This is a genomic window from Streptomyces zingiberis (assembly GCF_012034935.1).
Lineage (GTDB): Bacteria > Actinomycetota > Actinomycetes > Streptomycetales > Streptomycetaceae > Streptomyces > Streptomyces zingiberis.
This window is the reverse complement of the sequence record NZ_JAATEN010000014.1, coordinates 19164-44195: the sequence shown is the minus strand read 5'-3', so window position 1 is coordinate 44195 and position 25032 is coordinate 19164. Positions and strand designations below refer to the sequence as shown.

21 protein-coding genes, 1 pseudogene and 1 riboswitch are annotated in these 25032 nt (G+C 74.2%); of the genes and pseudogenes, 9 read left to right on the top strand and 13 right to left on the bottom strand.

The features are described from left to right. Positions 1-8: 8 nt before the first annotated feature. Both HCK00_RS17995 and HCK00_RS17990 read right to left on the bottom strand, forming a co-directional pair. The gene (locus HCK00_RS17995; protein ID WP_240965667.1) at positions 9-1412 is read right to left on the bottom strand and encodes an NAD(P)/FAD-dependent oxidoreductase; all 1404 of its coding nucleotides are present in this window, start codon (positions 1410-1412) and stop codon (positions 9-11) included. Positions 1413-1887: 475 nt separating this feature from the next. After that, complete coding sequence (locus HCK00_RS17990) at positions 1888-2265, bottom strand: avidin-fold protein (RefSeq protein ID WP_168103008.1); 378 nt, start codon at positions 2263-2265, stop codon at positions 1888-1890. Between the two features lie 361 nt (positions 2266-2626). Continuing rightward, positions 2627-2741: riboswitch (TPP riboswitch) on the top strand. A 308-nt stretch (positions 2742-3049) separates the two neighbouring features. Here HCK00_RS17990 and thiO point away from each other — a divergent pair. From thiO to HCK00_RS17965, 5 genes are all read left to right on the top strand, one after another. Continuing rightward, a complete protein-coding gene (gene thiO / locus HCK00_RS17985; RefSeq protein WP_375781978.1) occupies positions 3050-4279 on the top strand; it encodes a glycine oxidase ThiO in 1230 nt (409 codons plus the stop codon). Further along, the gene (gene thiS / locus HCK00_RS17980; RefSeq protein WP_168103007.1) at positions 4276-4503 is read left to right on the top strand and encodes a sulfur carrier protein ThiS; all 228 of its coding nucleotides are present in this window, start codon (positions 4276-4278) and stop codon (positions 4501-4503) included. Before thiO ends, thiS begins: the two co-directional genes overlap by 4 nt. Positions 4504-4725: 222 nt before the next feature. After that, positions 4726-5469 carry a thiazole synthase gene (locus HCK00_RS17975; RefSeq protein ID WP_240965666.1) on the top strand — a complete coding sequence of 248 codons (744 nt, stop codon included), beginning with the start codon at positions 4726-4728 and terminating at the stop codon, positions 5467-5469. A 236-nt stretch (positions 5470-5705) separates the two neighbouring features. Next, positions 5706-7751: a Stk1 family PASTA domain-containing Ser/Thr kinase gene (gene pknB, locus HCK00_RS17970; protein WP_168103006.1), complete on the top strand. Its 2046-nt coding sequence runs from the start codon at positions 5706-5708 to the stop codon at positions 7749-7751. Between the two features lie 133 nt (positions 7752-7884). Further along, entirely contained in the window at positions 7885-8847 is a 963-nt protein-coding gene (locus tag HCK00_RS17965; protein WP_168103005.1) for a deoxyribonuclease IV, read from the top strand. On the opposite strand, the gene HCK00_RS17960 is transcribed toward HCK00_RS17965, so the two are convergent. Next, positions 8811-9437, bottom strand: coding sequence for a sulfite oxidase-like oxidoreductase (locus HCK00_RS17960; RefSeq protein ID WP_206320534.1), 627 nt, complete (start codon positions 9435-9437; stop codon positions 8811-8813). The two genes, HCK00_RS17965 and HCK00_RS17960, sit on opposite strands and share 37 nt — an antisense overlap. Positions 9438-9688: 251 nt before the next feature. Between HCK00_RS17960 and bfr the strand changes: the two genes are divergently transcribed. After that, on the top strand, positions 9689-10189 hold the full coding sequence (bfr, locus tag HCK00_RS17955) for a bacterioferritin (protein ID WP_168103003.1): 501 nt from the start codon (positions 9689-9691) through the stop codon (positions 10187-10189). Between the two features lie 205 nt (positions 10190-10394). Here the strand turns inward: bfr and HCK00_RS28750 are convergent. From HCK00_RS28750 to HCK00_RS17940, 3 genes and pseudogenes are all read right to left on the bottom strand, one after another. Further along, positions 10395-10551 (bottom strand): annotated as a pseudogene (locus tag HCK00_RS28750) ((2Fe-2S)-binding protein); the annotation flags it as partial. 271 nt (positions 10552-10822) lie between these two features. Then, on the bottom strand, positions 10823-12175 hold the full coding sequence (locus HCK00_RS17945) for a class II 3-deoxy-7-phosphoheptulonate synthase (RefSeq protein WP_168103002.1): 1353 nt from the start codon (positions 12173-12175) through the stop codon (positions 10823-10825). Between the two features lie 85 nt (positions 12176-12260). Then, positions 12261-12722, bottom strand: a complete 462-nt coding sequence (locus tag HCK00_RS17940) for an ATP-binding protein (RefSeq protein WP_311765370.1) — start codon at positions 12720-12722, stop codon at positions 12261-12263. A gap of 137 nt (positions 12723-12859) precedes the next feature. Here HCK00_RS17940 and HCK00_RS17935 point away from each other — a divergent pair, with 137 nt between their 5' ends. Both HCK00_RS17935 and HCK00_RS17930 read left to right on the top strand, forming a co-directional pair. Beyond that, positions 12860-13687: a helix-turn-helix domain-containing protein gene (locus HCK00_RS17935; RefSeq protein WP_168103001.1), complete on the top strand. Its 828-nt coding sequence runs from the start codon at positions 12860-12862 to the stop codon at positions 13685-13687. Then, a complete protein-coding gene (locus tag HCK00_RS17930) occupies positions 13668-14087 on the top strand; it encodes a DUF397 domain-containing protein (RefSeq protein ID WP_168103000.1) in 420 nt (139 codons plus the stop codon). Before HCK00_RS17935 ends, HCK00_RS17930 begins: the two co-directional genes overlap by 20 nt. A gap of 68 nt (positions 14088-14155) precedes the next feature. Here HCK00_RS17930 and HCK00_RS17925 read toward each other — a convergent pair whose 3' ends face one another. Next, positions 14156-14944: an ANTAR domain-containing protein gene (locus HCK00_RS17925; RefSeq protein WP_168102999.1), complete on the bottom strand. Its 789-nt coding sequence runs from the start codon at positions 14942-14944 to the stop codon at positions 14156-14158. 209 nt (positions 14945-15153) lie between these two features. On the opposite strand from HCK00_RS17925, the gene HCK00_RS17920 reads away from it, so the two are divergent. Further along, positions 15154-17940, top strand: coding sequence for a glycosyl hydrolase (locus HCK00_RS17920; RefSeq protein ID WP_168102998.1), 2787 nt, complete (start codon positions 15154-15156; stop codon positions 17938-17940). A 262-nt stretch (positions 17941-18202) separates the two neighbouring features. Here the strand turns inward: HCK00_RS17920 and HCK00_RS17915 are convergent, their stop codons facing one another. From HCK00_RS17915 to HCK00_RS17890, 6 genes are all read right to left on the bottom strand, one after another. Further along, a complete protein-coding gene (locus tag HCK00_RS17915; protein WP_168102997.1) occupies positions 18203-19198 on the bottom strand; it encodes a DUF6879 family protein in 996 nt (331 codons plus the stop codon). A 48-nt stretch (positions 19199-19246) separates the two neighbouring features. Further along, a complete protein-coding gene (locus HCK00_RS17910; protein ID WP_168102996.1) occupies positions 19247-20218 on the bottom strand; it encodes an SCO2521 family protein in 972 nt (323 codons plus the stop codon). Between the two features lies 1 nt (position 20219). Next, positions 20220-21182 (bottom strand): SCO2522 family protein, encoded by a 963-nt coding sequence (locus HCK00_RS17905; protein ID WP_168102995.1) that lies wholly within the window; start codon positions 21180-21182, stop codon positions 20220-20222. Further along, entirely contained in the window at positions 21179-22096 is a 918-nt protein-coding gene (locus tag HCK00_RS17900) for an SCO2523 family variant P-loop protein (RefSeq protein WP_168102994.1), read from the bottom strand. Before HCK00_RS17900 ends, HCK00_RS17905 begins: the two co-directional genes overlap by 4 nt. Before the next feature lie 3 nt (positions 22097-22099). Then, a complete protein-coding gene (locus HCK00_RS17895; protein ID WP_168102993.1) occupies positions 22100-23941 on the bottom strand; it encodes an SCO2524 family protein in 1842 nt (613 codons plus the stop codon). Positions 23942-24056: 115 nt separating this feature from the next. Further along, positions 24057-24839: an SCO2525 family SAM-dependent methyltransferase gene (locus tag HCK00_RS17890; protein ID WP_240965658.1), complete on the bottom strand. Its 783-nt coding sequence runs from the start codon at positions 24837-24839 to the stop codon at positions 24057-24059. Between the last annotated feature and the right edge of the window lie 193 nt (positions 24840-25032).

Here is a 25032-nt window from a genome sequence, read left to right as displayed (position 1 = left end):
GGAGCCGCTCAGACGGCGGCGGACTTCAGCGGCACGGACGGGTCGGCGGCCCGTTCCGGGTCGAGCCGCGCCCCGCGGGCGATCAGCCGCCGCCCCTGGGCCACGTCGCGCGGGCGGCCCACGGCGAGCAGCGCGGTGAGCACCCCGTCGCGCAGCCAGCACACGGTCCATCCCCCCGGCCGGGACGCGGACCCGCCCGGCTCGTCCGGGGAGCCGGACGGCGCGGCGGGCCCGCCGCGCCACAGCAGCCGTTCACCGCCCGTGCGGTGCCCCGCGTACTGAAGGAAGCGGCCGAACTGCTCGGACCAGAAGTACGGCACCGGGTCGTAGGCGGGGGTGGCGGCGGGCCCGCGCACGATGTGGGCGGCCACGGTCGCGGGCGCCTGGGCGGCGTTGTCCCAGTGGTGGACCAGCAGCCGCTCGCCGTAACGGGCGGAGGGGAAGGAGGCGCAGTCACCGGCCGCGTAGACGTCCGGCAGCGACGTGCGCAGCCGCTCGTCGGCGCTCACCGAGCCGTCCGGGGCCAGGTCGACGCCGGATCCGGCGAGCCAGCCCGTGGCGGGCCGGGCGCCGATGCCGACCACGACGGCGTCCGCGCGCAGCCGGGTCCCGTCGCCGAGGAGGACGGCGCCGGGCTCGACGGCCGCGACGCGGGCGCCGGTGAGCAGGCGGGCGCCAGCCTCTTCGTACCAGTCGGCCATGGGCGCGGCGACCTCGGCGGGGAGGGCGCCGGCCAGCGGCTGGGCCGCGGCCTCCACGACCGTGACGGGGCAGCCGGCCTCGCGGGCCGCCGTGGTGACCTCGGCGCCGATCCAGCCCGCGCCGACGACGACGATCTCCCGGCGCTCCGCGAGCACGGGGCGCAGCCCCTCGGCGTCGTCCAGGGTGCGCAGCACGTGCACCCCGGGCGCGCCGGCGCTGCCGGGCAGGTCGATCGGATCGGCGCCGGTGGCGAGGACGAGGTGGTCGTAGCGGAGGGCGGCGGGCCCGCCGTGGCCCGGGGGCGGGCCTGCGGGGCCGTCATAACCTGGCGTTATGTCGGGGCCTGGGGGGCCGTCAGGAGCAGCGCGCCCCGCGGGGTCTGCGGGACCGTCATGGCCGTCCGCCGGGCTGTCACCGGCTCCGCCCATGCCCCCGGGTGCCCCCGCGGGGGCGGTGACGACCAGCCGCTCCGCGGGGCGCAGCGCCGTCACGGTCCGTCCGAGCAGCAGTTCGACGCCGAGGGCGGCGAGATCGATGCCGAGCTCCGTCGTCTTCGCCGGGCCGGCGGGGCCGCCGGGGGCGGGGGGCAGCAGCGCGGCCTTGGAGAGCGGCGGCCGGTCGTACGGGGGGTGGCGTTCGGCGCCGATCAGGGTGATGGCGCCCGTCCAGCCCTCCGCACGGAGCGCCTGCGCGGTCCGCGCCCCCGCCATGCCCGCCCCGACGATCACGACCCGCCGCGTTGTCCGTCCGTCCTCGCTCACCCGGCCACTGTAGAACGGCGGCCGGCGGGGCCGGACGGTCCCGTGGTCCTCACGGCCTCCGCCAAGGGGCCGGGGCCGTGCCCGGCGGGGCAGCCGTGACCCCGCCGGGCGCTCCCGCCACCGGGTCACTCCAGGCTCACCACCCGCCGGTGCGGAGGGGCAGTGCGGGACGGTCGCCGCGGTGCCCGTCGTGGCCGCCCCTCATGGCGCTCCCGGGCCCCATCCTTCCGCGCCCCGGGCAGGAAGACCGGGGCCGCGCGGCCCGGGAGGGGCGGGTACGGAGAACGGGGCGCGGAGCGGTGCCGCAAGGCCCGGCGGGACGGCCGTGGCCGGTCACCACGGCGAGGGCCCGGGCGGGAGAGGCCCGGCCCGCGGGCGCGGCCAGGGGTCCGGCGAGGTCCCAGCCGGGGTCCCGGCCGGGGTCTCAGCCGGAGGTCACGGGCTCCGTCCCGGCGGACGGTCCGGCGGCGGGCTCCTCGACCACGCTGGTGCCGCTGCCGGGCCGGGACTCCCAGCGCCAGCGCTCGTGCAACCGCAGCCGCCCGTCCGGGAGTTCCTCGACGGTGGACGCACAGTGGCCGGACGCCGTGGCGCCGTCCCGGGTGAGCTGGACGTAGCGGAAGTCGAGCCGGTCGCCGTCGCGGGTGCCGACGAGGTGGCCGCGGACGACGTCACCGCCCTCGTATCCGGCCCAGATCCGGCCGTCCGCCTCGTGGTAGGCGAACCGGGTGCCGGTGCCGACCTGCCCGGGCGCCTGATCCGCGACCGGGACCAGGATCCGTCCCTCCAGTGACCCTGCCATGCGCTGTTCTCCCTCGTCCGTGCCGTTGCCGGTGTTCCTGCCGTTGCCTGTGCTCCTGCCGCTGCCGCCACCGGGCTCGCAGGGCTGTGGTGCCGTGCTCGCGTTCCGCCCGCCGATTCCGCCGCGAGAGGCCGGGACACCGGCGGAGACAGCGGCGGAGACAGCGGGCACGGGCGGACGCAAGGGAAGCCGTGGGCGCCGGCGAACACCGCGGAATCCCGGGTTCCGGAACTCCGCCCCGCAGCCTACGGCGACCCCGTGTGCCCCGGACGGCCCGCCCCGGAGACCCCCGCCGTGCCCGGGGCGGGCGGGTTGCCCACAGGCTTTACAGCCGTCGCCGCCGCGGCGTTAGGGTGGGGGACAGATCACTCGCGGGAGCCCGGAACGGACCGGGCTGAGAGGGAGGCCGGCCCGCCTCCGACCGTAGGAACCTGCTCCGGGTCATGCCGGCGAAGGGAGGAGCTGGACACTCGTGCACACATTCCCCGACACCCCGGCCACCAGGGGTGGCCCGCCCGGGGCGGGCGGCCCGGGCGGCAGCACCCCGGGCGCCTCCGGCGACCCGGGCAGCGCCGCGCATTCCGGTACCGGGGAGGCCTCCGGGCACCCGGCTGCCGCCTCACCCTCGCCCTCCGGCTCCGCCCGCGCGGACGGCGGCCCCGGCGGCGGCCCACCCGGCGCCTCCGGCCCCCGCGCCCTCCCCGATGCCTCAGGCGCCCCCGGTACCTCGGACTCCCCCGGTGCCTCGGGCACTCCCGGTGTCCCCGCCTCCCCGGACGTCCTGGTGATCGGCGGCGGGATCATCGGCCTGGTCACCGCCTGGCGCGCGGCCGGGCGCGGGCTGCGGGTCGCCCTCGCCGACCCCGAACCGGGCGGCGGGGCGGCCCGGGTGGCGGCGGGGATGCTGGCCGCCGTCACCGAGCTGCACCACGGCGAGCAGACGCTGCTCGGCCTCAACCTGGCCTCCGCCGCCCGCTATCCGGCGTTCGCGGCCGAGCTGGCGGAGGCGAGCGGCCAGGACATCGGCTACCGGGCCTGCGGCACCCTCGCCGTCGCCCTGGACGCCGACGACCGCGCGCATCTGCGGGAACTCCACGCCCTGCAACAGGCGTCGGGGCTGGACGCGCAGTGGCTGACGGGGCGTGAGTGCCGGCGCCTGGAGCCCATGCTCGCCGCGGGTGTGCGCGGAGGGCTGCGGGTGGACGGCGACCACCAGTGCGACCCCCGCCGTCTCGCGGCGGCCCTCCTCCTCGCCTGTGAACGCGCCGGGGTGTTCTTCCACCGGCAGCGCGCCGAGCGGCTGACCGTGTCCGGTGGGGCCGGGGGCGAGGCGCGTGGCGCCGTCCTCGCCGACGGCTCCCGGATCGCCGCGGCCGCCACCGTGCTGGCGGCCGGGAGCTGGAGCGGCCGGCTGGCGGGGGTGCCCCCGGAGGCGCTGCCGCCGGTGCGCCCGGTGAAGGGGCAGGTGCTGCGGCTCCGGATGCCGGAGCGGTACGCGCCGTTCCTCTCCCGCACCGTCCGGGCGGTGGTCCGCGGCGGGCAGGTCTACCTGGTGCCCCGGGAGAACGGCGAGCTGGTGATCGGGGCGACCAGCGAGGAACTGGGCTGGGACACCACGGTCACGGCGGGCGGCGTCTACGAACTGCTGCGCGACGCGCACGAGCTGGTCCCGGGCCTGACCGAACTGCCGCTCACCGAGACCCGTGCGGGCCTGCGCCCCTGCTCGCCGGACAACGCGCCGCTGCTCGGCCCGTCCGCGCTGCCCGGCCTGCACCTCGCCACCGGCCACCACCGCAACGGTGTGCTCCTCACCCCCGTCACCGGGGACGCCCTGGCCGAGGCGCTGACCACCGGTGAGCTGCCGGCGGAGGCCCGGGCCTTCTCCGCGCTGCGGTTCGCTCCCGGCGGTGGTGCCGTCCCGGACCCCGGCGGCCCCGGCCGCCCTGACAGTCCCGGCAGCCCCGCCCGTCCCGGCGGCCCCGGCCCCTCCGCACGACAGGAGCAGCCCGTATGACCGCCCCCGCCGCCCCCACGGGCCCGACCGTCTCCGTCAACGGCACGCCGCGCCCGCTGGACGCCGGGACCACGCTGGACGCGCTGGTCGCGGAGTACACCCGGGCGGAGAGGGGGGTCGCCGCCGCCGTCAACGAGACGGTCGTACCGCGCGGCGCCTGGTCCACCACCCGGCTCGGCGCGGGTGACCGGGTGGAGATCCTCACCGCCGTCCAGGGAGGCTGAACGATGACCGGCACCCCCGTCCACGAGGCCGACGGCAGCCACGGCACCTCCGGCACCACCCGGGCCCCCGGCGATCCCGGGGCTCACACCGGGCACGACAGCCGCCCCGTCCAGGGCGCTCACGACCCGGCGCCCCGCGGGGCCGCCGCTGCCGCGCCGGACGCGGATCCCGCCGCCGACCCGCTGGTGATCGCCGGGGTCCCGTTCGCCTCCCGGCTGATCATGGGCACGGGCGGCGCCCCCAGCCTGGACGTCCTGGAGCGTGCCCTGGTGGCCTCCGGCACGGAGCTGACCACCGTCGCCATGCGGCGGCTGGACCCCACCGTGCAGGGCTCCGTCCTCTCCGTGCTGGAGCGGCTGGGCATCCGGCCGCTGCCGAACACCGCGGGCTGCTTCACCGCCGGGGAGGCCGTCCTCACCGCCCGGCTGGCCCGCGAGGCGCTCGGCACCGACTGGATCAAGCTGGAGGTCGTCGCCGACGAGCGGACCCTGCTGCCCGACCCGGTCGAACTGCTGGACGCCGCCGAGACCCTGGTGGACGACGGCTTCACCGTCCTGCCCTACACCGGCGACGACCCGGTGCTCGCCCGCCGGCTGGAGGAGGCCGGCTGCGCGGCGATCATGCCGCTGGGCTCCCCCATCGGCTCCGGCCTCGGCATCCGCAACCCGCACAACTTCCAGCTCATCACCGAGCGGGCCACCGTCCCCGTGATTCTCGACGCGGGCGCCGGCACGGCCTCCGACGCCGCCCTCGCCATGGAGCTGGGCTGCGGCGCGGTCATGCTGGCCTCGGCGGTGACCCGCGCGCGGGAGCCGGTGCTCATGGCACACGCCATGCGGCACGCCGTGGCCGCGGGCCGGCTGGCGCACCGCGCGGGCCGCATACCGCGCCGTCACTTCGCGGAGGCGTCCTCCCCGGTGGAGGGGCGCGCGGAGCTGGATCCCGAGCGGCCCGCCTTCGGCTGAGGCCCGGCGTGCCGGGGCTGTCACCGCCGGCGAACCCCGCCCTGTGACGGTCCTCACCTGTGAGGGACACCACTCCCCCCGGCCGCGGGCCGCGCTCCGGCCGCGGGCCGCCACCCCGGCCGCCCCTCCCGGACGGTCCGGCGCCCCCTCACCCCCCGTCACCTTCCGGGCTCCGTGCGGTACGGGCCGCGGCCGTGCCGTCCCGGCGCGCCGCGCCCGGCTCGTAGACTCGCCGTGTGGATACGACCCTGCGGGACCCCTCCTCCGGCCCGCGCCGGGAGGACCCCCTGGCCGGGCAGGTGCTCGACGGCCGGTACCGGATCGACGCGCGCATCGCCGCCGGCGGCATGGCCACCGTCTACCGGGGCCTCGACACCCGGCTCGACCGGGTGATCGCGCTGAAGGTGATGCACCCCGGGCTGGCGGCCGACGCCGCCTTCGTCGAGCGCTTCATCCGCGAGGCGAAGGCCGTGGCGCGGCTGGACCACCCCAATGTCGTCGGCGTGTACGACCAGGGCGCCGACGGCGGTCATGTCTTCCTCGCCATGGAGTACGTCGCCGGCTGCACCCTGCGGGACGTGCTGCGCGAGCGGGGCGCCCTGCAACCGCGGGCCGCGCTGGACGTCCTGGAGCCGATCGCCGCCGCGCTGGGCGCCGCCCACCTCGGCGGTCTGGTCCACCGCGACATGAAGCCCGAGAACGTCCTCATCGGTGACGACGGCCGGGTCAAGGTGGCCGACTTCGGGCTGGTCCGGGCCGTGGACACGGACACCACCGCCTCCCCCGGGACGCTGCTCGGCACCGTCTCCTACCTCGCGCCCGAGCAGATCGAGCACGGCACGGCCGACCCCCGGGTGGACGTCTACGCCTGCGGCATCATGCTGTACGAGATGCTGACCGGCACCAAGCCGCACAGCGGCGGCAGCGCCGCGCAAGTGCTCTACCAGCACCTCCACGAGGACGTCCCGGCGCCCTCCGCCACCGTCCCCGGCCTGGCGCCCGGCCTGGACCGGCTGGTGCGCGAGGCCACGGCGCGCGCCCCCGGGGAGCGCCCGGAGGACGCAGCGACGCTGCTCGCGCTGGCGCGCGAGGTGCGCGGCCGGCTCACCGCGGCGGAGCTGGACGCGGTGCCGCCGCGCGCGGCGACCCCGGCGGCCTCCGGCAGCGAGAACCGGACGAGCGTCCTGCCCCGGCACCGAGCCCCGCAGGGCGCCCCTCCGCCGTCCCCGGCCCGGCCGTACGGCGAGGGCGCGAGCGGCCCGCGGGGTCACGGCGGCGGCCGGGGCGCGCACGGTGTCACGGCGCTCGGCCAGGACGGCCTGGAGCGCACCAGCGTGCTGGACGTCGAGCCGGAGCCCCCGGACGGACCGCACGGGCCCGGCGGCCCGCCGGCCGCCCGGCGCCGGGCGTTCCGCCGCCGCCCGTTGCAGCTCACCGTCGCCGTCCTGCTGGCCCTGGTGGCGGCCGTGGGCGTCTGGTACATCAACTCGGGCCAGTTCACGCGGGTCCCGGGCGTCCTGGGCGAGCCCCGCGCGGCGGCGGAGCGGACGCTCCAGGAGGCGGGCCTGAAGGTCCGGGTCGAGCAGGGCTTCAGCGACGTGGTCGAACGCGGCCGGGTGATCAGCACCGATCCGGGCCGGGGGGAGCGCATCCGCGACCGGGGCACCGTCACCCTCCGTGTCTCCAAGGGCCCGGACGTGGTGGAGATCCCCGACCTGCGCGGGGTGCCGCTGGCCCAGGCCCGGGAACGGCTCAGGGAGCTGGGCCTGGTGCCCGGGGTGGTGGACGAGCGCTTCGACGACACCGTCGCCCGGGGCTCCGTGATCTCCACCAACCCGGAGAGCGGCAGCCGGCGCAAGCCCGACTCGGCGGTGGCGCTCACCGTCTCCCAGGGCGAGCCGGTCGACGCACCCGATGTCACCGGCGAGGCCGAGGCCGACGCCCGGCAGGAGCTGGAGGACGCGGGCCTGAAGGTGAAGATCGCCGCCAAGCGGGTCTTCTCCGACGAGGACGCGGGCACGGTCGCCGAGCAGTCCCCCGCCGGGGGCAGCACCCTCGCCGAGGGCGACACCGTCACCCTCACCCTCTCCAAGGGCCCGGAGACGGTCACGGTGCCGGACGTCGAGGGCCGGCAACTGAGCGACGCGCGGCGCGAGCTGGAGGACCTGGGCTTCACCGTGAAGGTGAGCCGGTTCTTCTTCGGTGACACCGTGTTCGACCAGTCGGTGGACGGGGGCGAGGAGGCCCCCAAGGGCTCCGAGATCACTCTCCGGGTGCGGTAGCCCGCCCTCCCGGTACGGCTGCCGGCCCCCGCCGCCGGGCGGGACAGGGGGCGCACGGGGCCCGGCAGGGCGGGACCGCGGGGCGCGCAGGACCGGCCGCGGGGCCCCCGGGGCCGCCTGGCACCCTGGACGGGTGACTCCCCCGCACGCCCCCGCCCCGGTCCGCACCCCCGCCCGCGCCCGCAACCCGGTCGGCAGCCATGTCCGCGTGGCCGGCGGCCTGGCCGCCAAGGGCCTCCCCTACGCCCGGGAGATCGGCGCCGAGACCGTACAGGTGTTCGTCGCCAATCCACGCGGCTGGGCGACGCCGACGGGGGTTCCCGCGCAGGACGAGGCGTTCCGGGCCGCCTGCGCAGCCGAGGCGCTCCCGGCCTACGTCCACGCGCCCTACCTGATCAACTTCGGCTCCCACACGCCGGCCACGGCCGAGCGGTCCGCCGCGTCACTGCGCCACTCGCTCCGCCGGGGCCGCGAGATCGGCGCACTCGGCGTGGTGGTGCACACCGGCTCGGCCACCGGGGGCCGGGACCGGGCCGCCGCGCTGGCGCAGGTACGGACGTGGATGCTGCCGCTGCTGGACGAGCTGACGCGGGACGACGACCCGTGGCTGCTGCTGGAGCCGACCGCCGGCCAGGGCGCCTCGCTCTGCGCGCTCGCCGGGGAGCTGGGCCCGTACTTCGACGCCCTGGACCACCACCCGCGGCTGGGCGTCTGCCTGGACACCTGCCACGCCTTCGCCGCCGGGCACGACCTGGCGGCCCCCGGCGGCACCAAGGCGCTGCTGGACGAGCTGGTCGGCACGGTCGGCCCGGGCCGGCTGCGGCTGATCCACGCCAACGACTCCCAGGACGTCACCGGCGCCCACAAGGACCGCCACGCGAACATCGGCCGGGGTCACATCGGCGCCGAGCCCTTCCGCGAGCTGTTCACCCACCCGGCCACCGAGGGCGTCCCCCTCGTCATCGAGACACCCGGCGGCCAGGAGGGCCACGCCACGGACGTGGCCCTGCTGAAGACGTTGCGGGACGGCACCACCCGGCCGCCCGCGGCCGGCCCGGGTCACAGCTCCGGGCCGTCCCCCGGTTCCTCCTGGTAGGAGAAGCGCTGCTCGCGCCAGGGGTCGCCGAGGTTGTGGTAGCCCCGCTCCTCCCAGAAGCCGCGGCGGTCCGCCGTCATGTACTCGATGCCGCGGAGCCACTTCGGCCCCTTCCAGCCGTAGAGCCGCGGGACGACCAGCCGCAGCGGGAAGCCGTGCTCGGCGGTGAGCGGCTCGCCGTCCCGGTGAGTGGCGAGGACGGTGCTCTCGGAGGCGAAGTCCGCCAGCCGCATGTTGGCGCTGTAGCCGTACTCCGCCCAGGCCATGACGTGGGTGACGCCGGGCGCGGGCGGGACCAGCTCCAGCAGCGTCCGGGCCGCGACCCCGCCCCACTCGGCGTCCCGCAGGGAGTACTTCGTGACGCAGTGGAGGCCGGCGACGACCGTCGTGTAGGGCAGCGCCGAGAACTCCTCGTGGTTCCAGCGGTCCCGGCCACCGGTCTCGGCCAGGGCCCCGAAGACCCGGAACTCCCAGCGCTCGGGTCTGAACTTCGGCACCGGCCCGTAGTGGGTGACGGGCCAGCCCTTCTGCGGGCGCTGGCCGGGAGGAAGGACCGACTGCTCCCCTTCGCGGCTTTCCGGCTGACCCATGGGGTCCATGGTGACAGACCTCCTACGGAACGTGTGACCGGGGGAGACCGGCATGGGCCGAAATCCGTCGAATACCGCTCAAGCGGGGTCAACTGGGTCAGAATGCCCGAGCGGGCGGGGGCGCGGCCACCCGGCGGACGCCCCACGGCCCCGCCCCGGTCCGCACCCGCGCGCCGGGCCCGACGTACCCGCCCCGGCCCGCCCTCCCCCGGCGCCCGACGCCGGCCGATCCCACCGAAGGAGCCACACCGATGCAGGGCGACCCCGAGATCATCGAGATCCTCAACGAGCAGCTCACCGCCGAGCTGACCGCCACCAACCAGTACTTCCTGCACGCCAAGAAGCAGGAGCACAACGGCTGGGTGAAGCTCGCCGCCTACACCCGCTCCGAGTCCTTCGACGAGATGCGCCACGCCGAGGTGCTGACCGACCGCATCCTCTTCCTCGAAGGGCTGCCCAACTACCAGCGGCTCTTCCACGTCCGGGTCGGCGAGACCATCGGCGAGATGTTCCGCGCCGACCGGGAGGTGGAGGTGGAGGCCATCGACCGGCTGCGGCGCGGCATCGAGGTCATGCGCGCCAAGGGCGACATCACCTCGGCCAACATCTTCGAGCGGATCCTCGCCGACGAGGAGAACCACATCGACTACCTGGACACCCAGCTCGACCTGATCGAGAAGCTGACGGAACCGCTCTACCTGGCCCAGCTGATCGAGCCGGCGGAGGAGCGCGGGGAGGCGAGCACGGGCTGAGGCCCGGACCGGGACCGGGTCTCCTGCGCGAGCTGCGCGGCCAGGAGCACCGCGGCGACGGGCACCGGCCGGCGGACACCGCCACCGGCGGCGGGCCCACCGGCCGCCCCGTCCGTGGCTCCCGGCGCGACTCCGGGCGCGGAGACACCGGGCGCCCCGCCTCCCGCCGCCCCCGCGCCCGCGCCCGCAGCGGCCTCCGCCCCGGTCCCGCGGCCGAGCAGCGCCTGGATGCGGCGGACGCAGCCGCCGCAGTCGGTGCCCGCCTTGCAGGCCGAGGCGATCCGGCGCGGGGTGCAGGCCCCGGAGGCCGCGTGCTCACGCACCTGCCGCTCGGTGATCCCGAAGCAAGAGCAGACGTACACGCGGTTCACCTCGTCGCGGGTCGGTGGGGCAGGCGGTCGGGACCGGCGGACGGCCGGCCGTGCGGTCCCGCCGCCCGGGCGCGGGACCGCACCGAAGCGGACCCGGAGCCCGGGAAGTCAGGTAAACCTAACCTTACCTTCGCCTCCGGGCGGCGCAACGCACGAGGGGCGCGGATCGGTGTGATCCGCGCCCCACGGGCGATACTCAGGGCCTCCGCACGGCCCGCTCAGGCCGTCACCGGTCCGGCCGGACCGGCGGCCCGGTGTCCGCTCACTGGTCCCGGTACATCTCCGCGACCAAGAAGGCCAGGTCCAGCGACTGGCTGCGGTTGAGCCGCGGGTCGCAGGCCGTCTCGTACCGCTGGTGGAGATCGTCCACGAAGATCTCGTGGCCGCCGCCGACGCACTCGGTGACGTCGTCCCCGGTCAGCTCGACGTGGATGCCGCCCGGGTGGGTGCCCAGGCCCTTGTGGACCTCGAAGAAGCCCTTGACCTCGTCCAGCACGTCGTCGAAGCGGCGGGTCTTGTGGCCCGAGGCCGCCTCGAAGGTGTTGCCGTGCATCGGGTCACAGGTCCACACGACGCGGGCGCCCGAGGCGGTGACCTTCTCCACCAGCTCCGGCAGCCGGTCGCGCACCTTGTCCGCGCCCATACGGGTGATGAAGGTCAGCCGGCCCGGCTCACGGTCCGGGTCGAGCCGGTCGATCAGCGCGAGGGCGTCCTCCGCCGTGGTGGTCGGGCCGAGCTTCACCCCGACCGGGTTCCGCACCCGCGCGGCGAACTCGATGTGCGCCCCGTCGAGCTGCCGGGTCCGCTCACCGATCCAGACCATGTGCGCGGAGACGTCGTAGAGCCGCCCCGTCCGGGAGTCGGTACGGGTCATCGCCGACTCGTAGTCGAGGATCAGCGCCTCGTGCGAGGAGTAGAACTCGACGGTCTTGAACTCCTCCGGGTCCGCCCCGCAGGCGTTCATGAAGTTGAGCGCCCGGTCGATCTCGCGGGCCAGCGCCTCGTAGCGCTGCCCGGACGGCGAGGACTTCACGAAGTCCTGGTTCCAGGCGTGCACCTGGCGCAGGTCGGCGTAGCCGCCCGTGGTGAAGGCGCGGACGAGGTTCAGCGTCGCGGCGGACGCGTGGTACATCCGCTTCAGCCGCTGCGGGTCCGGGACGCGGGCCGCCTCGGTGAAGTCGAAGCCGTTGACGGAGTCGCCGCGGTAGGTGGGGAGCGTCACGCCGTCCCGCGTCTCGGTCGACTTCGACCGCGGCTTGCTGTACTGGCCGGCGATCCGGCCCACCTTCACCACCGGCACGGAGCCGGCGTAGGTGAGGACCGCCCCCATCTGGAGGAGGGTCTTCAGCTTGTTGCGGATCTGGTCGGCCCCGACGGCGTCGAACGCCTCGGCGCAGTCGCCGCCCTGGAGCAGGAACGCCTCGCCCCGGGCGACCGCGCCGAGCTGGTCCCGCAGCTGGTCGCACTCACCGGCGAAGACCAGCGGAGGATAGGACTCGAGCTCGGCGGTCACCTCGCGCAGAGCCTCGGGGTCGGGCCATTCGGGCTGCTGCGCCGCGGGCAGGTCGCTCCAGGTGTTGTCGGCACCGGCTGGGGATTCAGCGTTCACGGTCACGGCGTCAACCCTACGCCGCCCCGCCGCCCGTCCCGGCGCGCGCCCGGAATCTGAGACGGACTCCACGTCCTCCCCACAACCGGGGTCATACGTTCCGCCGGCCTTCCCCGCCCGGGGGTGACTCCGCGGCGAGTTCGAACCAGACCGTCTTGCCGCCCTCCGGATGCGGGAGCACCCCCCAGGCGTCGGTGATCAGCGCGACGAGGGCGAGCCCCCGCCCGGACTCCTCCTCCGGTCCCGCCGCGCGGGGCGGCGGGGGCAGCGCGGGCGCGCCGTCCCGCACCTCGACGCGCACCCCGGCGGGAAGCCGCCGCTCGACGGTGAGGAGGCACCGCCGGTCCGGGACGTGCCGGGCGACGTTCGCGATCAGCTCGGTGGCGGCCAGCTCCGCCGCGTCGGCCAGCCCGGGGGCGCCCCACAGGTCGAGGCAGGCGCGGACGACGCGGCGCACCAGACGGGGCACGCCGTCGGTGACGGTCAGCGGGGCGCTGTAGCGCTCGGGGTGGTGGCACCAGGGGCGGTACGCGCCGGTGCCGCGCACGGTCACGCCGGCGACCCGAGGAGGTGGAGATGTCGGTTTCACACCCCGGAGCCTGCCCGGCTCTCGCTACTCTCGGCCACAGATCCAGCACAACGTGCCACATCGTTGGCGGTGTTGAGCAGCGACCCACAAGGGGGAACCCCGTGGCCCACGTCCGCGACCTCGACCCGGGCTCGTCCGCCCTGGCCTACTACGGCTCCGAACTGCGCCGCCTGCGGGAGGCCGCCGGCCTCACCCAGAAACAGGTCGGCGACATCATCTACTGCACGGGCTCCCTCGTCGGCCAGATCGAGACGGCGAAGAAACCCCCGACCCGCACCTTCACGGAACGCGCCGACGCGGCACTGGGAGCGGACGGGGCCCTGCTGCGCATCTGGCCGCTGGTGAGCCGAAGCGCCCTGCCGGGCTGGTTCCGGCCCTACGCCGACCTGGAGGCGAAGGCCACGGCCATCTACACGTTCCAGGTCCAGTTGGTGCACGGCCTGCTCCAGACCGAGGACTACGCGCGGGCCGTGCTGGAGGCGGACCGACCGGGCAACCTCGACGAACTGGTAGCCGGCCGAATGGAGCGGCAGCGGATCCTCCATAACGAGAACGCGCCCTTTCTCTGGATGATCATCGGAGAAGGAGTACTGCACCAGGCCATCGGAGGAGGGCCAATCATGCGAAACCAACTGGCTCGGCTGTTGGGTTACCGCAAGCATCCGCGCATCCACGTTCAAGTGCTGCCCTTCATCGCAGGCGCACACGCCGGCTTGCCCGGGTCGTTCAATGTCCTCCATTTCGAGAAACTCCCGAACATCGCCTACACCGAGGACTACGGCCCGGGAAATGTCAGCTTCAACTCCCTTGACGTCTCCCTGCGTTCACACCGCTACGATCTGCTGCAAGCCGCCGCCCTCTCGCTCGAAGACTCGGCGGAGCTGATCGCCGAAGTGATGGAGGATCGATATGGGAAAGATCAAGCCTGACCTGACTCACGCGCAGTGGCGAAAGTCCAGTTACAGCAGTAGCACGGGCGGAGACTGCCTCGAAGCCGCCCCCCTCGACGGCCTCACCTGGCGCAAGTCCAGCCACAGCAGCGACACAGGCGGCGAGTGCATAGAAGTGGCCCCCCTCGGGGGCTTCACCTGGCACAAGTCCACCTACAGCAGCAGCACCGGCGGCGAGTGCGTGGAAGTGGCCGCCCTGAGCGGCACTCCTTGGCGCAAGTCCAGCCACAGCGGAAGCACCGGCGGTGAATGCATAGAAGTCACCGAGGCCCCCGGCGTCGTCGCCGTCCGGGATTCCAAGAATCCGGACGGACCCGCGCTCACCCTCTCCCCCGCCGCCTTCACGACATTCGTCACCGCCGCCGGCGCCGGTCTCTGACCGAACCCGGGCACCGGCACCGGCACCGGCACCGGAAACCGTCCGGCCCCGCCCTCCTCGCCCCGCCTTCAGACCTCGTTCGGCAGGAGCGGCCCCGGCAGGGCGTCCCCGGCGCGGCGGACCAGGGCCGCCGCGATGTCCCGGACCTTGACCTGCGTGCGCTGCGAGACGGTGACGAGAAGCTGGAAGGCGTCCTCCGGGGAGCAGCGCCGCTCGGCCTGGACGATGCCGATGGCCTGGTCGATCACCGCGCGGGAGGTCAGCGCCTCGCGGAGCTGGCCGACCTCCTTCTCCAGGTCCGCGAGGCGGGCGGCTTCCCGCTCCTGGCGCGCCAGGTGTTCCGCGTAGCGGCGCTGGGCGCCGACGGTGTGGGTGCGCGCGGTCGGGGTGTCGGTGCGGCGGTAGGCGTGCTCGACGAGGGCCGGCAGCTCCCGCAGGCCGGTGACGTCCTCGACGTGGTGCAGCAGCACGCCGATCTCGCCGTCCCCGGTGAACACCGGGCTGTTCACCGGGCACCAGTACTTCTCGCGCCAGCCGGTGGGATGGTCAGGGAAGGGGATGTCGTACTTCTGGACGTCCATGGTGTCGGGGGTCCCCCGCTCCAGGACGCGCCGGAGCGAGGCCCGCAGATTGAGGACGCCGTTCGCGCCGGGATCGTTCGGGTTGTCGGGGAACGCCTCGAACATGTACCGGCCGATCAGTTCCTTCCGTTCACGGAAGGTGGCGGTCTCATAGGCCTGGTTGACGTCCCGGATCACCAGATCGGTGTCGAGGACGAGCAGCGGTGCCGTGGTGGCCTGGAAGACGGCTTCGGAGTCCGAACGGAACGGCGTGGCAACGGGGACACGTAGGGACATGGCATGAATTCAACCCCGCTGGAACCACCGGTTGCCTCCGGGTGCCGCTTTCCGGGCCCGTCCGCCCGCGCGGGGGACCGCCCGGGCTCCACATCTCTAAGGGGCGCAACTCCGCGCCGCCGAGGGCCACTTCAACTATTGACGGTGTACGGGCGGGTCCCTACGGTGACCCCACCCCCTTGAGAGCGCTCTCAGAAGGAGTCTCCCCCATGCGCACCCTCCGAAGACTCTCAGCCCTCACCACCGCCGCCGCCCTGACCGCGACCGGCCTCGTGGCGCTCACCGCGCCCGGCGCCGCCGCGGCCACCGTCCCCGTCGGGCGCGGCGGCTACAGCGACACCCGCCCGGCCGGCGCGGCCGGGCCGGAGAACAACGCCGGCGCCCCCGTCAAGCCCAAGGTGACCTCCGCCGCCGCGAACCGGCCGGTGCCCACCAACGACTGGTGGTCCTCCCTGGCCTTCCAGCGCTACCCGGACAACCCGTACTCCGAGAACCTGTACGGCCACCCCCTCACCTACAAGGCGGTCTCCGGCGGGCTGGAGGTCGGCTACCCCACCGCCTCGGCGATCGTCGGCGACGGCCGCCAGTACGAGTTCCCGCACCGCCGGGACCTGACGGTCGGGCTCGACGGGCTCAACTCCCCCGACGCCAAGGCCCACGACTGGAGCGACTGGACCGTCACCCCGCAGTGGTCCGACGGCGCCCGCACCTTCCGCGCCACCCTCGGCCACGGCCTGCCCTTCGTCTACGCGCAGGGCAGTGGCGGCGCCGCGAAGATCTCCACCGCGAGCACGCCGCAGGTCTTCGCCGACGACGGCAACGTCCTGGGCATCACGGTCGCCGGCCACCACTACGCGCTGTTCGCGCCCACCGGCAGCGACTGGACGGTCTCCGGCAGCGACATCCGAGCCGGGCTCGGCTCCAAGGACTACTTCTCGGTGGCCGTGCTGCCCTCCACCGGCGCCCTCGCCACCTACCGGAAGTACGCGTTCAGCTTCGTCACCGGCTCCACGGCGACCTGGGCCTACGACGAGCGGGCCGGCACCACGCGCGCCACCTACGCCCTCACCACCACCGCCAAGGAGGGCACCGAGACCGGCACCCTCCAGGCGCTCTACCGCCACCAGTGGCTGCACACCACCGACGCGCTGACCTCGTACACCTATACCTCGCCGCGCGGCACGATGAAGGTGCGGGAGGGGAAGTCCTTCACCACCGCGCAGAAGGTGACCGGCGTGCTGCCGGGCCTGCCGCGGACCTCCGGCCCGGACAAGGCGCGGCTCACCGGCTATCTCAACGAGGTGGCGAACTCCGCCGACCCGTTCAGCGGCGCCCGGGACACGTACTGGACGGGCAAGGCCCTGGGCAAGCTGGCCCAGCTCGTCCCCATCGCCGACCAGCTCGGCGAGACCGCCGTCCGGGACAAGCTCCTCGGCCTGATCAAGGGGCGGCTGGAGGCGTGGTTCACCGTCGGCGGCGACGCCGAGTTCTCCTACGACCGGGACTGGCGCACCCTCACCGGCTACCCCGCCTCCTACGGCAGTGACAAGGAACTGAACGACCACCACTTCCACTACGGCTACTACGTGATGGCGGCCGCGATCGTCGCCCAGTACGACCGCGGGTGGGCCGCCGACTCCGCCTGGGGCGGCATGGTGAAGATGCTGGTCCGGGACACCGCCAACCCCAGCCGCAGCGACGCGATGTTCCCCTTCCTGCGCGGCTTCGACGTCTACGCCGGGCACAGCTGGGCCGCCGGCCACGCGGGCTTCGCGGCGGGCAACAACCAGGAGTCCTCCTCGGAGTCGGTCAACCTCAGCGCCGGGCTGGTGCTGTGGGGCGCGGCGACCGGCGACACCTCCCTGCGCGACCTCGGCGTCCATCTGCTGACCACCGAGTCGGAAGCGATCGCCCAGTACTGGTTCGACGCCGACGAGCAGGTCTACCCCCGCGACTTCGGCCATGACATCACCGGCATGGTGTGGGGCAGCGGCGCGGCCTACTCCACCTGGTGGACCGCCAACCCGGAGGAGATCCACGGCATCAACGTCCTCCCCGTGACCGGCGGCTCCCTCCACCTGGCCCGCGAGAAGGACGCCATCCGGCGGTCCATCGCCGAGATGGAACGGGAGAACGGCGGCCCGGCCCAGGAGTGGCGGGACATCCTCTGGGAGTTCCAGGCGCTCGCCGACCCGGGGAAGGCCAAGGCCGCCTGGGACGCCACGGGCGGCTCGTACACCCCGGAGGACGGGGAGAGCAAGGCGCACACCTACCACTGGATCGCCACCCTGGACGCCATCGGCGCCCCGGACACCTCGGTGACCGCGGACAGCCCCACCGCCGCCGTCTTCACCAAGGGCTCCACCCGCACCTACACCGCGCACAACTACGCCGACACGGCCCGCACGGTGACCTTCTCCGACGGCGCCACGCTCCAGGTGCCGGCCCGCTCCACGGCCTCGTCGAACGGCACGGTCACCCCCGGGCCCGGCCCGGGGGACCCCACCGACCCGCCGGCCACCGGTGACACCTTCCACCTGCGCCCGAACGGTGTCCTGTCCACCCAGGGCGGCGCCACGGCCACCGACACCATCCCGTCCGCCGACGGGGCCAACCACGACGGCAAGCCGTACAAGCCGCTGGTGTACGAGGTGCGGAACGTCAACGGCACCCTGGTGGCGGGCCGGACCACCGGATTCGTTCTCAAGGTGGACGCGGGCACCAAGGTCGGCCTCGGCCCGCAGCTCCGCGTCTCCTACGACCTGACCGGCGACGGCAGCTTCGACCGCGTCGAGACCTACCGCTACTTCGCCACCGACCCGGTCACCGGCTACGAGGACTACACCGCCGCCCGCTCCGGGCTGCACTCCTCCTCCGGAACCCTGGGCGACCTGCGGGGCGGCACCGTCCGCGCCGAGGTGTGGAACGCCATCGGCAACGCCCCCGCCACCCTCCAGGTCGGCACCGGCTCCACCCTGACCCTCCCCCTCCGGTGACACCCCCGCCCGGCGGCACCTCGTCGCCGCCGGGCCACCGGTGAGCGCGCCCGGGACCCCCGCCGGAAGGCGAGGTGGTCCCGGGCGCGCTCACCTGCCCGCACCGCACAGCACCACAAGGGACAGCAGCACCGCACACCACCGCAGACACCGCACAACACAACACCGCACAGCGCCGCTCCCGCCCTGCCCCGCCGCGCGCCGCGCCGCACCGGGCGCCGCACCGGGCCCGGGAGCGGCCGGTGCCTCCCGTGCCCGGCGGTCAGTCCCCGGGGTCCGGGTCGGCGTCCGGCTCCTCCTCCCCGGCCCGCCACAGCTCCTTGAACCGCCGGACGCGCCGCGCCACCCGGTCCTCGCGCAGCTCCAGGGTCGTCTTGGCGTTGATCCCCGTCAGGTCGGGCTCGACCTCGTAGGACAGCTCGCCGTCGAAGACGATGAAGTCGTTGGTGGTGTCGATCCCGGCCGTCGGCGGCAGTTCCGACAGCGCCAGCACCCGCACCTCGATACCGAGGCCCTTCTGGTGCTCCACCACCTGCAACAGCTCCTCGTCGACCTCCCGCGGGGTGTTGACGATGAACAGCCGGCGGATGCGCACCCCGTGCTCGCGGATGGCGTCCCGCTGGGCACGCAGGTACCGCTGGCCCAGCTCGGTGGGCCAGAAGTCGTCGTCCACGGAGGTGCTGGTGGCGTCGATGGTGGCGGTCGCGCACTGGGTGAGCGTCACGATCCAGTCGTGGTCCTCCCCGTCGTAGTCGGCGTGCTTCTGGTTGAGGTCGGCCATCAGCGTGGCCAGGCGGTGCACCTCCGCCTGCGCGAACGCCTTCATGATGTCCGGGCCCTCGGAGCCGACGGCCGTCGCGTTGCGCACCAGGCGGGTCACCCCGTCGGCGCGCAGCGCGGACCCCTCCACCAGGCCGAACAGCTCGGTGGCCTGGTTGATCTTGGCGAAGCCCTCCGCGACCAGCTCCTTCATCTCGCCGTTGTGCACGGTGAGGCTGTGCTCCACCGCGCCGAGCCGCCGCTCGAAGTCGATCATGTACTGGATGATCATCGCCGCGCCGCCGAGGAAGATGGAGGCGGTGAGCTTCCAGACCTCGGGCTGTTCGGTGGCGTTGGTGAGCGCGTAGGTGAACCCGCCGACGACGGCGGTGATCAGCGTCTTCAGCAGGAACGGCGGTACGCCGTGCTGCTGCGGGGGGCCGAGCCCGGCCGGTGCGCCGGCCGGCGGCCCCTGGGTTCTCGTGGTCGTCGTGGTCATCAGTCGTCCAACTCCCCCGGTCGGGTCTGCGCGGACCCCGAACCCCCGTCAGCGTGCCGTGAGGGCCTCGCGCAGCAACGGAATGGCCTGGAGGGCGAGCTGGTCCCTGATGCGCTGGACCAGCGTCCCCCACTGCCGGGTGAATCCGGGCTCCCGCTCGAGCACCTCCCACAGCGGGGCCAGGGTCGTGTCCACTCGTGCTCTCGGCATCCACAGGTGCAGCAGGTGGTCCACGGCCGGGCGGAGCGCCATCACGGCCTCGTGCCCGTCCGCCGATCCCAGGCGGCTGCGCTCGACCAGCCGGACGAGGGTCGTGAGCAGCCAGTCGTGCAGGGCCAGGTCCTCACAGAGCGACGCGCAGGCGGCCGGGTCGGTGCCCTCCGGCAGCCGCAGCTCCACCGTGCGCAGCCCGTCCTCGGCGAGCGTGAAACGCCCCAGCGACGGCCCCTCGCCGTCCGGGGCGCGCAGCGCGGCCCAGCGCAGCCGGGTGCGCCGGGACTTGAACGGGACACGCTGGTCCAGCAGCGGGTGGCGCTGCACCTCGCCGAGGAGCCGCTCGGCGACGGCGCCCAGGTCCAGCTCGCCGGGGCGGCGGACGTCGGCGAGGACGCCGTCGGCGACGGCGCGCACCGGCAGCCGCCCCAGCGGCTCCACCACCCCCGGCCGCACCAGGTAACTCCCCCACGGGCGGCGCGTGTCGGGCCCGCCGCCGGGGCAGCCGAAGCGGGCCGTGGCCTGGAGCACCCGGCCCTCGGTGAGCACCGCGCGGGCGGTGACGGTGCCGACGGCCCGGATCCTCGCCCCGGTGCCCGTGGGCAGCCGGCAGTCCACACCGGTGAGCAGGTCCGGCGAGACGACGTGGAGATTGGGCCGCTCGGAGACGCGCACCCGCTCCCCGGCGCGGAGCCGCAGCAGGTCCCGCGCGGCGGACGCGGGCAGCGACCGGCCCGTCTGGAGGAGGCAGGTGCGGATCTCCCCGCAGAGCAGCACCGCGGCGGCGGGGTCCCCCGGAACCCGCATCTCAGCCCCCCGCGTAGAAGACATGGGCGACCCGGTCGGCGACCGCCTCGGGGACGGGGACGCCCTCCCGCCCGGAGCGCTCCGCGACCTGGTGCAGCGCCCGCGGGTCGACCTCGACCTGGCCGAGGATCACCCGGACCGCGTGCTCCACCGGCAGGAACCGCGAGGGCAGTACCGAGCACGTCCGGTAGGCCGCGAAGGGCTGCGCCGCCGGGTTGAGCCGGGTCAGCGGCGCCAGGTCGTCCCAGTCGCGGGGGAAGGACCCCTCGGGCGCGGGCCGCGGCACCAGCACCGCCTCCCCGTTGTGGCGCAGCAGCCCCAGCCGGGCGAGCTGCCAGACCGCGGCGAGGAACGGGCAGGACCACGTGCGGCGCTGCTCGCGGTCGTCCCACAGCTCCACGTCCATGAAGACGGAGTGGCGGCGGGCGGCCGTCTCGGTGGGCGGGCGCCAGGACGGCAGGTCGTTCGCCATCGCCTCCAGCCGTTCCACCCCGGGGGTGCGCTCCCCGTTGGCGAGCCAGCCGATCTCCTTGACCGGCGGGCGGGAGCCGTCGCTGCCCGGTGGCGGGGACTCCACCAGCCGGTGCTCCACGGACTCGGCGAGCTGTACCCCGTCCGCGACGGCGCAGGCCGACTCCCGGGCCAGGTAGTCGATGGTCAGCCCGCACCGCTCGGCCTCCGCCAGCAGCATGGGGACCAGCTCGGCGGGTGTGGAGAAGCGGCTGAAGTAGTCGTCGACGAGGAAGCAGGTGGAGATCCGCGGCCGCTTCCCGCTGCCGGCCGGGGCGGCGGCGCGGACGGCGTCCACCCAGGGGCGGACCAGCGTGAAGTGCTCCCGCAGCCGCTCGGGGCCGGCCTCGAAGTCCTCCATGTAGAGGTGGCCGACCTCCAGGGAGAGATGGGAGAGCGGCAGCGACTGGGTGCGGTGCTCGGCCGCCGTCTCCCGGAAGACCGCGTCCGTCACGGCTGCCCCCAGGGCTCGTCCCCGGTGAGCCGCTCGGCGAGCTCCTCCAGCGCCTGAAGCGTCTCCTGGTTGGCGATGCGGCTGGCGAGGACGTCCTCGTCGGTGATGAGCTGCTCACGCCACTGGAGGACGGGTTCCAGCGGGACGGAGCCCAGCAGCCGGGTGTAGCCGATGTCCAGGTCCGCGGCGAGGACCTCGAGGTCCTGGTCGCACTTGCGCATCCAGGCCGACTGGGCGGGCGGCACCTGGGACCAGAGCGGGGACTCGGGGTCGGGCACCGCGGCCCGGACGAACCGGATGGCGCCCCGCAGCCGCTCCTCGTCGTGCCCCCGGGCGACACCGCCGGCGACGATGCCGCGGCCGCCGAAGACCAGCCCGGCGGCCGCGATGACGTGCTGCCGGGTCCAGCGGTGGTAGACCAGCCAGCGGGCCGGGACCGACCGCATCTCGGGCCGCGAGGTGGCCTCCAGGGCGAGGTCGATCGCGTAGCTGCGGCCGGCGCTGAGGTCGACCACGACGACGTCGAACTCGCCGTTCAGCCGCAGGAAGAGGTCCACGCAGCGGCGCAGGGCCTCCCGGCCCACGGTGAACTCGCCGCCGCTGCGGTCCCCGGGCAGCAGCACGAGGCTGCCGGCGCCGGCGGGCCGGTGGCGCAGCACCTCGTGCTCCGTCTCCGCCCAGACGTCGATCCGGACGGGCTCGGTGTTCCGGCCCTGGAGGTGGGAGTGGAGGCCCCCCTCCGCGACGCCCCGGACCGCGCCGGGCACGTCGAAGACGGCGGCGGCGGTGGGCGAGCCGAAGTCGAAGTCGAGGTAGCAGACGTCGTCCCCGGCGAGGGCCCGGCGGTAGGCCAGGTTCGCGCTGGTGACGGAGCGGCCGGTGCCTCCTTTGTCGGAGGCCGCGAAGACGATCACCGGTCACACTCCCCGGGAGGCGGTACGCCGGGCCAGGGCCAGGGCGTCGAGCTGGCCGAGCACGTCCAGCGTCAGGGCGCAGGAGGTGCCCGGCTGTTCGTCGAGCACCTGGCGGGCCCGCTGGAGTTTCACCTCGACGCCCTTGAGCGCCATGCCGCGCGACCCCTCGGCGGTGGAGGTGGGTTCGAGCTGCTCGTTGCCGAGCAGATGGGTGGCCTCGCTGAGCAGGTCCCGGGCGACGACGGTGAGCTGGGAACTGCGGATCGGCGGCTGGGTGTAGAGCTGCCGGGCGGCCACCATGCACTCGGTGACGCGCTCGGTGACGCTCCAGGAGAGCGGCCAGTCGCGCGGTGGCGAATCCGGGTAGACGGCGTGGACGTTGTCCCAGAGGCCGGCGGTGTCGCCGCCCCGGACCCGGCGGGCCCAGATGTGGTCGAAGATCCGCTCCGCGAGGCGCAGCAGCCGGTCGTGGGAGGAGATGGAGCGGGAGAGCGCGCAGAGCTGGATCGTGCGCTTGAGGAGCTGGGCGGAGAAGTCCGGCATCCGCCACTGCATCGGCGGGCCGAGGGCGTCACTGCCCTGGAGGGGCAGCACCACGCCGGGGTTGTGGAGTTCGACGGCCCGGTCGTCCACCACGGGGCGGCTGGTGATCCGGCCGCGCTCGGCGAGACGCTCCATGACGCCGACGGTGCGGGTCAGGTCGTCGTCGGTGGCGCGGCGGCGCACCAGGTCGTGGACGAGGATGGCGGCGACGGAGAGGGAGAAGTACTCCGACTCCAGGCGCTGGCCGGTGGTGCGCCAGGGGATGTCCTCCAGCGGCCAGGTGCCGTCGCCGAAGCGGGCGATGCCCGACCAGTACTGCTGGGTGATCTCCCACCGGAGGCGTAACGCCTCGGCGAGGCGCTGCTGTTCGGTGTTGAGCAGGCCCAGGGTGAGGGTCCGGTCGGAGAAGAGGTCCTGGATGCCGTCGAGGGCGACGACGGTGAAGTACAGATAGGGGACCTGCTTGGCCACCCCGTCGGGCTGCGGGCCGATCTCCTCGCTGGTCCGCACCGGCGGGGCGTCCTTGACCAGGCCCCAGGCCCAGCCGCATTCGAAGAGCTGGTTCTCGTCGCTCAGCCCCTCGGCGACGTCGACACCGAGGGAGATGCTGTCCCGGATGGTGGCGCGGAGGGATTTGAAACGGCGCTGGAACTGCTGGGCGACGATGCGGTCGGAGACCTGTCCCTGCCCGAGCAGCCGGCAGAGGGTGCGGCCCTGGGGGGACTCCGCGTCGAAGGCGTTGACGGTGAAGGAGCGGAGGAGGCTCACCATGGAGGCGGTGAGGCGTTTCTCCGTGGCGACCTTGAGTTCGTCGGCCAGCGCCTGGGTCTCCGCCTTCCGGGGCTTGCTCATATAGATCTTGAGAAAGCCCAGGGTGGCCAGGGAGAGCGTGATCGAGAGCGAGAAGGAGTCCACCACTCCCAGGTCCCGCTGTTCCTGGCTGAGTTCGTCGGCGGTGTCCCGGGCGAAGTAGTAGTGGCCGCCCGCGAAGCTCGGCCGCTTGTCCTCCGCGGTGTGGGTGCGCATGAACTCCGTGAGCACCGTGACGAGTTTCGCCGGGACCTCCAGCCGGCTGCCCGCCCGGCTGAGGGCGTCCTGGACGTCACGGTCCGTCGTGTCCGGATCGTCCAGCCGGAACGCCGGGATCTCGGTGGCCGGGTACAGGAGGCAGAGCAGGCGCTCGGCGTCCGCGACGCTGCTGCGGCCCCCGGCCTCCCCCCAGTCCCATGCGCCGTCCGCGAACGAATGACGCGCGATGGCCCGCCAGATGTCCAGCAATTGCTGGCGCGGCTTGATCTGCATCCCCCATACCCCTCGGAGAGGCCCGCCCCCGGACAGTGCCGGAAAAGCGGGCCGGTGTGCGTTCTTCCGGATCCCGGATTCCTGTTTCCCGTGTGCCGTTCCGTGCGTGGTGTTCCTACGCGCGGTCGCGCCGCCCGCAGGCGACGACCATTCCCTCGTATCCCTCCCGCAGGGAGTATCCGCCGGGAATCCCGATGTGGGTGATCTCCACCTCGGATTCCGTGAACGGGTCGAGGGCGTCCCGCACCTGTTCGCCCGTCACGCTGCAGGCCGGGAAGAGTTCCGTGCCGACGCGGTAGCCGGTGGAGCCCGCCATGAACGCCGCCGCGAAGGGCGCGCCCGGCGTCAGGCACTCGGCGAAACGGCGCACGCCCTCCCGGAATTCGTCGTGGGAGGTGGTCATCGACTCCGCCACGAAGAACATGGTGCCCGCTCCCCAGCGGCCCACCGGGAGGTCGAAGAGGTTGCCCTGCTTGACGCGGGCGGCCGGCCGCAGCCGGGCCCGGGGGTCCGCCACGGAGGCGTAGGGCTCCTTCTCCTTCAGGACGTCCCAGAAGGCGTCCCAGTTGGCCTCGTAGCCCGGGGTCTGGCGCTCCAGCCACCGGACGTTGGTGGCGGCCCGCTCGAAGAGGGTGATCTCCGAGCACCAGGGGAGGAGGGCGAGCGCCGGGTAGAGGTTGGCCCCGGAGCCCACGTCGATACCGGGCACGGGCCCGGACGGGTGGCGGTCGAAATGGTTCCGGAAGAAATCCCGGACGACCCGCAGGATCTGCTCGTCGTCGGGGCGCAGGGCCCGGTAGTTGTGGTCGACGTAGGCGTTCGAGTCGAACGCGTTCCAGTCGGTGTCACCATTGCCCCGGGTCGGCATATGCCCGGGATCACTCACACTCAGAACCATCTCCCAAGAGTACGGGAGAACCGGGCCGCGGAACCCCTTTCCGCACGGTCCGGTGAAGCACCGCACGGGGTGGGCGGAAGCACGGAATGCGGCCGCCGGAGCACGGGGGGCGCGCCGGTGCGAATAGGGCGTCTGGCCCGTTCCGGCCTTGAACGTCCTGTTCGGGAGGGGAATGCTGGTCTGAACCGCCGTC